Origin of the sequence: Paenibacillus sp. lzh-N1 (assembly GCF_002872435.1) — a bacterium.
GTDB lineage: Bacteria > Bacillota > Bacilli > Paenibacillales > Paenibacillaceae > Paenibacillus > Paenibacillus polymyxa_C.
Genome location: NZ_CP025696.1, coordinates 4,218,455 through 4,231,928, shown reverse-complemented (window position 1 = coordinate 4,231,928; position 13,474 = coordinate 4,218,455). Strand labels below are relative to the sequence as shown.

Below are 13,474 nucleotides of genomic sequence, written 5' to 3'. Positions count from 1 at the left end.
GCTTTCTTTAAATCACCGTCCATCGCTCATATCCTATTTTCATTAAGCACATTCCCCTCTGTACAATTCATGATTACTTTAGAATAATCCGCAAAAACGTTGCGCTTGCCATGCAGGTCCAGTCGCGAAACAGCCCCGGCAATTTCCGTAACTCACCGTGTGGAAAACGACACCCCCATTGAAAAGGATGCCTCAACACTATGAATAAAGTAACAAATTTCAGGATAAAAAATCATAGTTCCTAATGTCAGAAGAAGCCAAAGTATTAGACTGACCTTAGAAATTGAAACAGCGACAACTAAGACGAGGAAATAGGGTCCTTGATTGTCGCTATTTCATTGAACTAACGTATCCCGTTAGTTCAATGGATTAATATACAACTAAAATCCAAACTCTGTTACTCTTTCAAGCCACTCACGCATAAGTGACTCAAATAATAGAGTCTGTTCAATCTGAAGATTATGGCCTGCTCGATCTAGAACGGCAAAGGTTGCTCTAGGATAATTGTCTAAAATTCTAAAAGCATCTATGTAACCAACAACTGCATCTTGTCGCCCAAGAGTAAATACTGTTGGTTTATCGAAAACTAATTCATCTATATTGGTGGAAAATCCATAGTTTCTTTGAATCTTGTTAAGAAAATCAAAGTCAGCGATCTTACAACCTGACACGATCTCTTCTGAATACCTTTTCCAATTATATTCATTGAGGACGACTTGATTTGCGCTAAAATCGCTTATTTGCTCTTCACTTAAGGTGTCCATAAACTCGCCATCACAATGAACAACAAAATGCTCGGGAAGTATTCTTCTTTTGTGTTCAGGAATAATTAATGGACAAATCAGTGCAGCCCCACCAATACGATCTTTATGTCTATTAATTATTCCTCTTGTAATATATCCACCGTATGATTCGCCTGCTATGAGATAATCTTGGTTTGGGACAAGAGTTTCAATAAAATTTATAACTGTTTCTAGCATATCATCTGAATTACATATTTGATCGTAATCCTTTGTTTGTCCCATTCCAGGCAGGTCAAGATAGATACGACGCCAATTGGAATTATCTTCAAATATCGGTTCCATGCACCCACTCATTAACCGATGATCTGGTGTAAAACCATGGATCATTATAATTGGTTTGCCTTTACCAATTTCCTCGTAATATATATTGGCATTCTTGACTTTACAATATGGCATACAGACTCCTCCAAAATTGAGTTATTATTATAATATTCTTACACTAAAGAAGAATCTACATGTTTTATCAAGCAAACCAGATCTCCTTTCCGTTTCGTTTTGATTATATACGCATATATAATATATGTAAAGAACACTTGTTCCCTATTCTTGTTTTCGGAGTTAAACTAACCTGCCCGTTACTTCAATGAAAAAAAGCAGCCCCTCATGAACTGCCCTACTGCTAGTCACTTCAACAATAGGATGAGTTCATTCAAGGGCTACCCCATTTACCAAGTAATCCAACCGCTCGTTCGTTTGTAACTGTGTAGGATCTCGTATTCCTCACTACGCATCAGTCGTTTCATTTTTGTTCTATACAGCCGATAATCATCTTTTCTTGCTACTTTACATTCTTTGTTGTAATGAACACTCTTGATTCCTTTACGGAAATCCTTAAGCTTCTCTTTTCTTGGATCTTTGGGCTTATTATTGATCTCCAGACTACGCTGTTTCTCATCTTCCCAGGATTGAATCTCTTCCTGTGTAAACATCTTCATCCCCGTTGTGCCGGGTTAGATTTTGGCATTTGAAGCCATGACCTTAGACACAACTAATAGAAGAAGATCTTCGGATTGAACATTAAATCACCTCTAAATTTATTCGCCCTTATTTTAACATATTTATAACTATCCTTCCCGTTTTACGCCTTCAATCAGTGTTTAGACAATCATTTTACATATTTGAAATTTGCAACTTTCCCCTCTAAACCTTCCTCATCCTGGTCCCTTCCTCTTCCACTATGAGCTCCCTTCTAAAGGAAGTCTTTATGCATAGGTATACTCCGGTCCCAATCGTTCGATAACTCGATCTAACTGTCTGGTTAGATAAGGCGAAACGTCACCAATGCCAGACACTGCTTCTAACAAGGGAAAGGATTGCCCACCCCACGGGCCTTGTGGATCAAAGACTTGTCTACCGATTCGCAAACCTTCTGTTTCCCTGAAGATGTTCAATCGTTCCAATCCTTCAATAAGCAGCTTGACCGGCAGCGTTTTGTTCCTACGTCGGGACCATTCTACCAAGAAGGACATGCCACGTAATATATCATATTCAAAAAACCTCGGAAAACAAGGCTTCAGCCATTCCATATCGATGACGCTTCTATTTTGTTTAGAACATACAAGACGATGCTCAATTAAATAACGTGCGCCTTCATCTAAGAAAACGGCTTCCTGTTCAGTAAATTCACGGTCAGTATGCCATAAGATAGCTTCAAGCGGAGGAAGTGTTGAAACAATAGAGCTCTTTTTTGAATGAATATAAGCTTCAGGGTCGCAGTTCAGCCCGCCATCAGGTAACTGATGCTTTAAGAGCCATTCACGAATCCAAGGCAGTTCCTTGTCCAAATCACAGCCATACGCCATTAGAATCATATAGTATACGGCAAGTTCACAATGGCAGCAATCCATCTTCATCTTATCACTTTCATTTGTTGGATGGTCATCGGTGGATATGATGAAGGTCGGCCAAACCTGAGTTTCGAGTAAATATTTTGCTCCAGTAATAGCAGACTCGGGAATTAGTTTCACCTCTCCCATTTCATAAAGAGCAGCCATATGCCACCAAGCTCCATCCCATTTTCGACGGCTGCACTCGCCGTGCGTCATCCCCAAATGCGAAGTAGATTCAAGGAACTGTATAGATTCTTCGATTGCTAAACGAATATTTTGATTTGTTTCCATCTGGGTATCTCCTTTTTTTGATTATCTCTACTTCACGCTTCAGTTAAGCAACGCCTCATCTGGTATACCCTTCCACTCTTAAAAAATTCGATTTGTTATTAAACTATCCTGCCCGTTAGCTTAATGAGGCATCGTCAGAATATTACTTTATTTTTCAGTCTAGAACATTATTTTCTTCTGACAGCTATAATAAAGACCGCAAAGGCTTAAGCCCTTTGCTTCTGGCATTCTAAGTCCAATTTCTCCTTCTTGGTTTCGCCCCCGACCATAGTCGATCATCACAAAATCCAATGTTGATGGGACTCCGATCCCAAAATCGTCTTTGTTCAATTCATTTTCTAGGATAATAAAACGAGCGGGCCTCCCCCCCTTACCTATCCATTCTCTTCGACATACGCACGCAGTATTGCAATTAGAAGCTGGGGCTGAAATGAAATATGTGCAGGAACGTTTGGGACATGGTAGCATCCAAATAACTTCTGACATCTATGCACACATTTCTAAAAAAATAGAGATGAATAACATGGAGAAATATGAGTCTTTTACTGAAAATTTATTTCGATAAAAAAATTTTGGGGGCAATTATAAACCAACTTAATAAAATTCTTTACCTACCCCCGAAATAAAAATCCCTCAACGCTTAGAGCGCCAAGGGATTCCACATTTTAATAAAGCGTCAGATATTGATCACGTTCCCATTGATGTACTTGGGTGCGATACATATCCCATTCAATTTCCTTAAGCTCATAGAAGTAAGCCAGAGCATGATCACCCAGTGCGTCAGAGATCACCTCGCTCCGAATAAGCTCAGACAGAGCTTCTTTCAGGTCTGCAGGCAGACTTGGAATACCTTCTTCAATTCGCTCTTCCTCGGACATCACGTAGATGTTGCGATCGATTGGGGCTGGCAAAGCCATCTGACGTTTGATACCATCCAAACCTGCTCTCAGCATTACAGCCAAGGCTAGATAAGGATTCGCTGCCGGGTCAGGGTTCCGAACTTCGACGCGAGTGCTCAGGCCACGAGATGCGGGGATCCGAATCATCGGACTCCGATTGCTTGCAGACCAAGCAACATAACAAGGCGCTTCATAACCTGGTACGAGACGTTTGTAGGAATTTACTGTTGGATTCGTGATCGCTGCCATTGCACGTGCATGTTTAAGAATACCTGCCATATAGTGGCGAGCTGTCTGGCTTAATCCGAGTTCATCCGTCTCATCATAAAATACGTTTTCATTGTCCTTAAACAACGATTGGTTGCAGTGCATACCGGAACCATTCACGCCGAACAAAGGTTTTGGCATAAAGGTTGCATGCAAACCATGCTGACGAGCAATGGTCTTAACAACGAGCTTGAACGTTTGAATCTGATCGGCAGCTTTAACTGCATCTGCATATTTAAAGTCAATCTCATGCTGACCAGGTGCGACCTCATGGTGGGATGCTTCAATTTCGAAGCCCATCTCTTCAAGCTTAAGAACAATTTCACGACGGCAGTTCTCACCCAGATCCATTGGAGCCAGGTCAAAATATCCGCCTTGGTCATTCAGTTCTGTGGTTGGATCGCCTTTTTCATCGGTTTTGAACAAGAAGAATTCAGGTTCTGGTCCGACATTCATCGAAGTGTATCCCATTTCTTCGGCTTCCTTAAGTACACGTTTCAAGATCCCCCGCGGGTCACCTGCAAATGGAGAGCCGTCTGGCTTGTAAATATCGCAGATCAAACGAGCTACACGATCTGAGGTTACCCATGGGAATACAACCCAAGTGTCCAAATCTGGATATAAGTACATGTCAGATTCTTCGATACGTACATAGCCTTCTATGGAAGAACCGTCAAACATCATTTTGTTATCCAATGCTTTTTCCAGCTGGCTAACAGGAATTTCAACGTTCTTAATGGTGCCCAGCAAATCGGTAAACTGCAAACGAATAAAACGAACATTTTCTTCTTTCGCAATCCTAATGATATCTTCTCTGGTATAACTCACACTAACCTCTCCCTTTCTGTAACGACTATATGCAAATCGACTGTATCATAAATGACTTAAATGATGAGACCGTTTTTAAGTAGAATAAACTTATGCCAAAAGGTAAGCCACAGCATTATCTTTTGTTGAAAAACCGTGATAATTCGCCTTGGATCAAAGATACCTGTCCTGGTCTTTTGCCTGCAACAAGTTGTTGCTTCAACAAACGATGAAGCTGAGTGTCGGACATTTCACGGCGTTTGACTTCCGTATCTGCAGTAATAACTGTAGCTTCCTCCGATTCCTTGGTAACCGGATTCATGACTTGTTTAATTCCTGCAATGTTTACACCCTTCTCGATCAACGCCTTAATTTCGAGCAGACGCTCTACATCATTAAATGAAAAAAGTCGTTGGTTACCTGATGTACGGGCAGGAACTATCAAATTATGCTGCTCATAATAACGAATCTGACGTGCTGACAAGTCCGTTAGCTTCATGACAATACCTATTGGAAACAAGGCCATATTTCTGCGAATTTCGTCGCCCATTTGTCATCAACCTTCCAGTGATCTATTATTCACCTTATTGTACATTTAGCTGATGCAAAGTGTCAATGATATGTTAGAAAAACTCACAATAATTTACGTTCTTTCATCGTTTGCAGAGCCATAAGTACTCCATATTTGACATGAGAGTAGGTTAAGCCCCCTTGCATGTAACCAATATAAGGCTCCCGAATCGGAGCATCTGCCGATAATTCCAAACTTCCACCTTGTATGAACGTACCTGCTGCCATAATAACCGGATGCTCATAACCCGGCATATCCCACGGCTCTGGCACCACATGGCTATCCACGGCGGCTGCGCGCTGAATGCCCTGTACAAAAGCAATTAGATGTTCTGCTCCGCTAAAAGAAATGGCCTGAATCAAATCCGTACGCTCTTCATGCCAGGCAGGTTTAGTCTCAAAACCCATTTCCTCAAAGACCGCAGCTGCGAATATGCTTCCTTTAACCGCTTGCCCCACCAATGTAGGAGCAAGGAATAGTCCCTGGTATATGCCTCGTGTAGTACCTAGCATTGCTCCTACTTCTCCCCCGATACCGGGTGCTGTTAATCGGTAAGATGCCAGCTCTACATATTGATGTTTGCCGCAGATATATCCACCCGTTTCTGCAATGCCACCACCGGGATTTTTAATCAACGAACCTGCCATCAAATCAACACCGACCTGAGTAGGTTCCAGCTTCTCAGTAAATTCCCCGTAGCAATTGTCTACAAAGACAATAACGTCAGGCTTTATCTTTTTCACTCGTGCCGTCATTTCTTCAATATCTGCCACACTAAAGGAAGCTCTCCAATCATAGCCGCGTGAGCGCTGGATACCAATCACTTTGGTATTGTCATGGATTGCGGACTCCACCGCTTTCCAGTCCACTTTACCTTCTGCTGTCAGGGCTATCTCTCCGTAAGTAACACCAAAGTCCTGCAATGATCCTGTTCCGTCGCCGGGCTTACCAATCACTTTGTGTAAGGTATCATAAGGTCGCCCTGTAATGTATAACAACTCATCCCCTGGTCGCAGCACACCAAATAAAGCCGTGGCGATGGTATGCGTTCCCGAGGCAAAATGCGGACGCACCAACGCTGCCTCCGCACCGAACACATCTGCATAGACTTCTTCCAGCACTTCACGCCCCCGGTCATTGTAAGCATATCCCGTTGAACCTGCAAAATGAAAATCGCTCACTTGCTTGCGCTGGAAGGCCTGAATGACCTTCCACTGATTTGCATCTACAATATGATCTATGTGCTTTATACGTTCTTGTATTTTATGTTCTACCGTTTCCTGAATTTGCTGAATTTCCGGACTAAAAACTACCATTTACCTTCTTGACCCTCTCTCTTCCGCAGCCTTAGGCTAATCATGTTATATTGTTGTTCAATTTTGAACGATAAGCATTATCATCTTATTAACCCAAAAACGTCATTAGATGTTAACTTTCTGTGAACTCACTGAGAGCATGACCATACTTTTCGTATTCGCCCCTTTGAATTTCTACCTCATAAATGACATCATTGCCATCATACTCTGTCAGCAGTACATCTCCAATTCGATAAAGCACAGATGTTAAATCCCCACGTTCCGCAGGAATACGGAATCTCAGTGTGTCACCGCTCAGATGCTCCTGAACCAGTTCACGAATGCGTAGCAAATCCGCTTCATCAAAAGCACTGATTTTCAAATAGCCTTCCCCGGAAGGAAGCATTTCCAATTGCTCAGGAGTGCAAGCATCTTTTTTGTTAAACAGTACAATCTGAGGCTTGTCCGCAGCCCCAAGCTGTTGCAGGATTGACTCTACAACTTTCATTTGTTCGTCACGCATGTCTGAAGAGGCGTCCACGACATGTAAAATGAGGTGGGCCTCATTGGCCTCCTCCAAAGTGGCCCGGAAAGAGGCTACCAAATCATGAGGCAGATTTTGAATAAATCCTACTGTATCTGTGAGAATAACTTCTTTGCCACTCGGTAATTCCATTGTTCTGGAGGTAGGATCGAGCGTTGCAAACAGTTGGTTCTCAATATATACATCGGCAGCTGTCAGTTGCTTCAACAGTGTTGATTTCCCGGCATTCGTATAGCCAACAAGTGCCACCTGAACGATGCCAGCCTTTTGTCTGCGCTCCCTGTGTAAATACCGATGACGCGTCACTTCCTCAAGTTGGCGTTTCAGATCACTAATTCGGTCACGAATGTGACGACGGTCCGTCTCGAGCTTGCTTTCACCAGGACCACGTGTTCCGATTCCGCCACCGAGCCGTGAAAGGTTTTTACCGTGTCCAGACAGTCGAGGCAGTAAGTATGACAACTGCGCCAGTTCAACCTGGATAATACCTTCCCGTGTTTTTGCACGCTGAGCAAATATGTCCAGAATTAACTGTGTTCGGTCAATTATTTTGAGATCCAGGCTCTCTTCCAGATTTCGTACTTGAGCTCCCGAGAGCTCCTGATCAAAAATAGCTGTATTCGCTCCCAATTCTTCAGCAACTGCACGCAATTCATCTACTTTTCCTTTGCCAATAAACCATTTCGAGTCTTTGGATTCCCTATTTTGTGTGAGGACGCTCAGGACTTCAACTCCCGCTGTTTCAGCCAGCTTCACCAGTTCTTCCAGCGAATATTCCGTATTGATGCCAGATCGTTTGACTTCATCCGTAATTAAACTGACCAGTACCGCCTTATCCTGCATTTCGGTTTGTGTATCATGAGTGGAGTTCGCCATATTGTTTGCTCCTTTATTTTCATGTCAACTCTCGAACAGAAACCGACCTGATGTCAGGCCGGCCCTCGTTCGATGTCATACAATTCGATATGATTCAGATTCCTATTATCGCCTATCTTTTGTCCATTTTCAAATCCTCTGGTCGCAACGTCATCAACTCCTGCTTACCGGGTTGCCCGCTCCTGTACTGATTAAGCAGCCTGACAGCTTGGTGTCGAATCGCTTTTTCAATCACATTACGAACATAACGTGCATTACTAAATGCATGGAGACTGTCATTTCGCTCATTTAGCAAATGCTCCTTCATTTTGAGTATAGACTGAGGCATGAGAATATAATCCCTTTCCTTAGCCATCATCTCCGAAATTTGAATGAGCTGATCCACAGTGTAGTCAGGAAAATCCAACTGGATTGGAAAACGAGAAGGAAGACCAGGATTTGTCCGTAAAAAAAAGTCCATTTCTCCCGAATACCCTGCGAGGATCAAAATAAATTGATTTTTTTGGTCTTCCATGGCCTTTACCAGGGTATCAATCGCTTCTTTTCCAAAATCCTTTTCCCCTCCGCGTGCTAAACTGTAAGCCTCATCAATGAACAGCACGCCGCCAAGAGATTTCTTTACCAGGTCCCGCGTTTTTTGTGCGGTGTGGCCGATATACTCACCTACCAAATCAGCCCTTTCCACCTCAATCAGATGGCCCTTACTCAGCACCCCCATTTTTTGCAGCATTTTAGCGATAATGCGGGCTACTGTCGTTTTCCCCGTACCTGGATTTCCTTTGAAAATCATGTGATATACGTGTGCGTTGCTCAACAGACCTGCATCAGTGCGCATGTGGGCGATTTGTAAAAAGGCATATACCTCAAATACCAGCTCTTTGATGTTATCCAAGCCGACGAGATGATCGAGTTCTTTCTGAATTTCCTGATAAAGACTGAGATACTGCGGTAGCGCCTGCGACTTGGTCGAAGCCACTGCTTCCGTCTCGTCCACAGTCACCGAAGCGATCGGCTCCGGGCTACGCAGCACGACATTGATTTGTCTGGAAGGTCTCTCCTCCGACCGCTTGCCCGCGGCGATTCCCCGTCCGTTCATGCATCCATCACCTCAACATTTCTTCAGGCACAGCTTACCCTATTAATGTATTCGGTCCAGCATGTCCTTATTAGCATAAAAGCAACGAGAACGTGCACTAAGCCTTCCCTCAATTCAGGCAATCCACGTTTGAGCACTGATCCACCACCGTTGCAGCGTCCATTTAGCGTAAGCCAACACTTCTCTTGATTGATGGATTGGCATATTTAGCACTTTGGATTCGGTCAGAGCCATCTGAGGATGATCAAAATTCAAAAATTGAGCAATCTCCATCGCCCGAGGTCCATGATAGCTATGTGTGATGATTACGGTGGAGTTCCAGTCATATTCCTTCATGATACGCTGGCTGTAGAGCAGATTTTCGTAAGTACTGGTCGCCTGGTTTTCTAACACAATATGCTGTACAGGGACTCCCCTATCTACCAAGTAGCGTTGCATCCCCTCGGCCTCCGTATACGGAAAATCAGGTTGATCCAGTCCTCCACTTACAATTAGCCGTTGCACCGTCCCGTTGCGATATAATCGCAAGGCTTCTTCTAACCTTTCTTTTAAACCAGGACTGGGCTCAGCTCCCCACATAGAGGCACCTAGTACGATACCAATTTGTGCATGCTGGAGTGGAGTGGTAGAGGTAGCTGTATTCATATTCCATACTCGGATACCTGTCCATACGAATCCGACCAAAATAAAAATCATCAAACCAAGTATGAAACGCTTCGATACCATAAATATTTTCCCATTGCGACTTTGCCTGCTTTTTGGCTCATGGCGTTGGGGCCCAGTGCTTTTAATCCACTGCAAAAATTTCACCGTTCTCTCTTAAAATCACCGTTGTGAAACCATTCAGCCCGGTGTTTCAGCGACATTTTAAAATAGGGGAACATATGAGCATCGATCTGATGTAACAAGTCAGCCGCCGTTCGGTTAGCCAATTCTGCTTCTTGCGTAGAAATATGTCCCCGTTGTAGCGCCTCCTCCAGTTCATCCTCATCCACCAGAAAGATTTCACCGTTTTTAAGCACGACCACATCCAAATACAAATCATCAAACCAAGGAACTCCTTGATCGGTTACTCCTTGATTTCGGCAGGTGTCAATGTACCATTCAACGATTTGCTCTCGATTGTCAAACATAGCAGTCACCACATAATGCTTACCTTTGGGATAATATTGTAACCAGGAATAACCTTTATCGGCTATGCAAAACGTATGACCACCATAACTTTTCCATAATGGCTCCTTGAGACTCAAAATAGTATACAGGGTCACATATCCTGTAAACGCATCACTTTCTACATACCGGCAAGCAAACTTGCGATTGGTGATTCTGCGCCAGTTGGCCCGGTCTCCGAATTTGCGCTTCATAAATGATGTTCCTCTCCAACATTGGTAAAACCAGCTTACCATATTTAAACTGTACACTCAAAAATAACCCCTGTATTACAGCAAAAAAGGTATTTTCAGACTGTCAAAACAGTCCGAAAATACCTTTGATTTGAAGCCACTATCATCTTACATAAAACATATTTGCTAATCCCGGTTGTGACGTCCACGATTGGAGTTTGAATGACCGTTGGATGTGCTTTCCTGACTTCCATCCATAATAGCACCTGTGGTAGATGCATCTGTATTTTCTGGATTGGTCATAGTATTTTCATCAGTTATACCTGAATCCGGTGTAGTCGTCTGACCATTCCCTGTATTTGTATCGTTTCCGTTCCCAAAATTGTCGTTACTGTTGCCTGTGCCTCCAGTACCATTTCCATTGTTACCTCCAGGAGACGTTGGAACTTGCTCAGAACCAGTACCGTTATCAGTACCTCCAGGAATCGTATTCCCCTGGTCCGTACCATTCTGACCGTCTATATTCTCGCCATTATCCGGTACGGTTCCATCCTGATTAGGATCGTTTCCTGGCTGCGGATCTATCGGAGTAGTCTCTGCCGGAATTTCTACACTAATCGTATTGGAAGCTGCGGATTCTTTACCATCCGCTCCATAAGCTACGACATAGTATTGATACGTTTTTCCAGCTACAGGAGACGTATCTTCACCACTCGTGCCTCTCATCGCCTCCATAATCGTCCGGAAGCTTCCTTCGGAAGACTCTTTACGATAAACACGGTATTGTACATTGTCTCCCTCTGCCGCATTCCAAGACAACGATACAATTTGGGTATCCTGACTATAAGACCCGCTCAGTCCGCTTGGAGCAGTGGCCTGAACCGGCTCTTCTGGCTTCTCCTCAACCGGTGGTTCATATCCCTTCGGCTCGCTAAATTGCGTAACCGGATGCCCCTTGAGAGCTTCACCCATGACCCTACCGAAAAAGGCAGCCGACTGTCCACTGTAGTTTCTCAACATATGCTTACTGTCCGGCTTGTCATACCCCATCCATACCGCTCCGGTATATTCCGGCGTATAACCGACAAACCAAATGTCCCGGTTACCACTGTTGCCGCTGATTCCACTTTGGGTCGTACCCGTTTTACCAGCTACTGGCCAGTCAATACGTGCTTTGCGACCTGTACCGCTATTGACCACATTTTGCATCATTTTTGTCATTTCATAAGCCGTTTTCTCACTCATAACAGATTTGGATTCCTCATTATGAGTATAAACTACTTGATCATCACTATTGTTAATTTGCTTAATAGAGTAAGCTTTTTGAAATTGTCCCTTATTGGCAAAAGCGCTATAGGCCTGCGCCATTTCGAGGGTATTTGTTCCTTTGCTTAATCCCCCTAATGCGATAGCAAGCGAGTGATCATTTTTGTCCATCGGTATGCCTACGCTCTCGGCGAATTGAACCCCTTTTTCCACACCGATTTGGTTCAACAACCATACAGGTGGTATATTTTCAGATTTCGTAATGGCATCAATCATGCTGATGGTCGAAGAGTAACCATGCAAGTTTTTCGGACTGTATCCGTTAAAGCTCTGCCGTTCGTTACTCAAAGGAGTATCTATCGTAAATTTACCGGATTCAAGAGCTGGCGCATAGGCTACAATCGGCTTAAAGGCCGATCCTGGCTGTCTGCGGCTCTGTGTCGCACGATTGAAGGTTCCCTTTTTGTAATCCCGTCCGGGTGCCATCGCGGCAATACCACCTGTTTGGTTGTTAATAATAACCATAGAGGCTTGAACAGGCTGATCGTCTGGACTCTTTTCGAACATATCATCATCTGCCATCGCTTGGTCCAGCGCATTTTGAGCCTGAGCATCCATTGTCGTATGAATTTTATAACCACCAATAATCAGATCATTGCCGCTGACTCCTGGCAAGGCATCCTCTGCCTCATCCATGACATATTCCATAAAATTTTGATACTTTTGCACTTTTTCCGGTTGTTTGTAATCGTAATTTATAGCCTTGGCTTCTTCCATTTCCTGCTTGCCAATCATTCCCTGCTCAAACATCAGCTGGAGAACCACAGCACGTCGGGCCTTTGAGTTTTCCGGGTTACTGATCGGGTTATACTTGGAAGGCCCTTTTGGAATAGCTGCCAGTGTAGCAATCTGCCACAATTTTAGTTCTTTTAAGTTCGATTGCCCAAAATAGCCTTCCGACGCTGCCTTAATTCCAGAATATGAGCGTCCAAACCAAATCCGATTCAGATATAACGTAATAATTTCATCTTTAGTCAAATTCCGCTCCAGCGCCATTGCGATGGATACCTCTGTCGCTTTACGGAAAAAGGTTTTGTCACGTGTCAAAAACAAGTTTTTGGCCAACTGCTGAGTCAGCGTACTGCCGCCCTCCACCGCAGAACGAGCAACGATATCCTTCACTGCCGCCCGACCGATAGACCAAATATCAACTCCTTGATGCTCCATAAAACGCTTATCCTCAGTTGCGATAAAAGCTTTTTTGAGCAACGGTGGAATTTCTTCACTTTTCACTGGGTCACTTTTTTGCACAGACAGCTCACCCATGAGCACACCGTTGCGGTCATAAACCTTTGATGTCTCGTTCACTGTAATTTTGTCCTTGTTGGCTTTGTAGATTTTTTCGCCATTAACCATGACAAATAAATAACCACCAAGTGCGCAAAATATGGCTAATGCTGCTGTAATAAACAGCGTCCACCCAACTCGCTTACCTGTTATTTTCTTTTTCTTGCCCTTCGGCTTCTCTTTAGATGTGTTTCTATTGCGATTGCCGGATCTGGACAATGAATCGTTTGGCATTCCCCT

General features: G+C 43.6%; 11 protein-coding genes and 1 pseudogene. 1 reads left to right on the top strand and 11 read right to left on the bottom strand.

The annotated features are described in order from the left end of the window. Positions 1-380: 380 nt before the first annotated feature. The 3 genes from C0638_RS19145 to C0638_RS19135 all read right to left on the bottom strand — a co-directional run bounded on the left by C0638_RS19145 (position 381) and on the right by C0638_RS19135 (position 2,923). Complete coding sequence (locus C0638_RS19145) at positions 381-1,199, bottom strand: alpha/beta fold hydrolase (protein ID WP_058711870.1); 819 nt, start codon at positions 1,197-1,199, stop codon at positions 381-383. 269 nt (positions 1,200-1,468) lie between these two features. After that, positions 1,469-1,732 (bottom strand): hypothetical protein, encoded by a 264-nt coding sequence (locus tag C0638_RS19140; protein ID WP_233902224.1) that lies wholly within the window; start codon positions 1,730-1,732, stop codon positions 1,469-1,471. A gap of 273 nt (positions 1,733-2,005) precedes the next feature. Further along, a complete protein-coding gene (locus C0638_RS19135; protein WP_058711871.1) occupies positions 2,006-2,923 on the bottom strand; it encodes a prenyltransferase/squalene oxidase repeat-containing protein in 918 nt (305 codons plus the stop codon). 295 nt (positions 2,924-3,218) lie between these two features. Here C0638_RS19135 and C0638_RS19130 point away from each other — a divergent pair. Next, positions 3,219-3,488: pseudogene (locus C0638_RS19130) on the top strand (tyrosine-type recombinase/integrase); the annotation flags it as partial. Positions 3,489-3,588: 100 nt separating this feature from the next. On the opposite strand, the gene glnA reads toward C0638_RS19130, so the two are convergent. From glnA to C0638_RS19090, 8 genes are all read right to left on the bottom strand, one after another. Next, the gene (glnA, locus tag C0638_RS19125; protein ID WP_013371539.1) at positions 3,589-4,917 is read right to left on the bottom strand and encodes a type I glutamate--ammonia ligase; all 1,329 of its coding nucleotides are present in this window, start codon (positions 4,915-4,917) and stop codon (positions 3,589-3,591) included. A 115-nt stretch (positions 4,918-5,032) separates the two neighbouring features. Then, a complete protein-coding gene (locus C0638_RS19120) occupies positions 5,033-5,446 on the bottom strand; it encodes a MerR family transcriptional regulator (protein WP_007430683.1) in 414 nt (137 codons plus the stop codon). Positions 5,447-5,529: 83 nt separating this feature from the next. Then, positions 5,530-6,783, bottom strand: coding sequence for a methionine gamma-lyase family protein (locus C0638_RS19115; RefSeq protein WP_058711872.1), 1,254 nt, complete (start codon positions 6,781-6,783; stop codon positions 5,530-5,532). A 112-nt stretch (positions 6,784-6,895) separates the two neighbouring features. Beyond that, positions 6,896-8,182, bottom strand: a complete 1,287-nt coding sequence (gene hflX / locus C0638_RS19110) for a GTPase HflX (protein WP_013371541.1) — start codon at positions 8,180-8,182, stop codon at positions 6,896-6,898. 112 nt (positions 8,183-8,294) lie between these two features. Beyond that, entirely contained in the window at positions 8,295-9,278 is a 984-nt protein-coding gene (locus C0638_RS19105) for an AAA family ATPase (protein WP_016822094.1), read from the bottom strand. Positions 9,279-9,392: 114 nt separating this feature from the next. Next, the gene (locus C0638_RS19100) at positions 9,393-10,088 is read right to left on the bottom strand and encodes a YdcF family protein (protein ID WP_058711874.1); all 696 of its coding nucleotides are present in this window, start codon (positions 10,086-10,088) and stop codon (positions 9,393-9,395) included. Next, on the bottom strand, positions 10,085-10,642 hold the full coding sequence (locus tag C0638_RS19095; protein WP_013371544.1) for a ribonuclease FAU-1 family protein: 558 nt from the start codon (positions 10,640-10,642) through the stop codon (positions 10,085-10,087). Before C0638_RS19095 ends, C0638_RS19100 begins: the two co-directional genes overlap by 4 nt. Before the next feature lie 165 nt (positions 10,643-10,807). After that, positions 10,808-13,468 (bottom strand): PBP1A family penicillin-binding protein, encoded by a 2,661-nt coding sequence (locus C0638_RS19090; RefSeq protein ID WP_058711875.1) that lies wholly within the window; start codon positions 13,466-13,468, stop codon positions 10,808-10,810. Positions 13,469-13,474 lie beyond the last annotated feature (6 nt).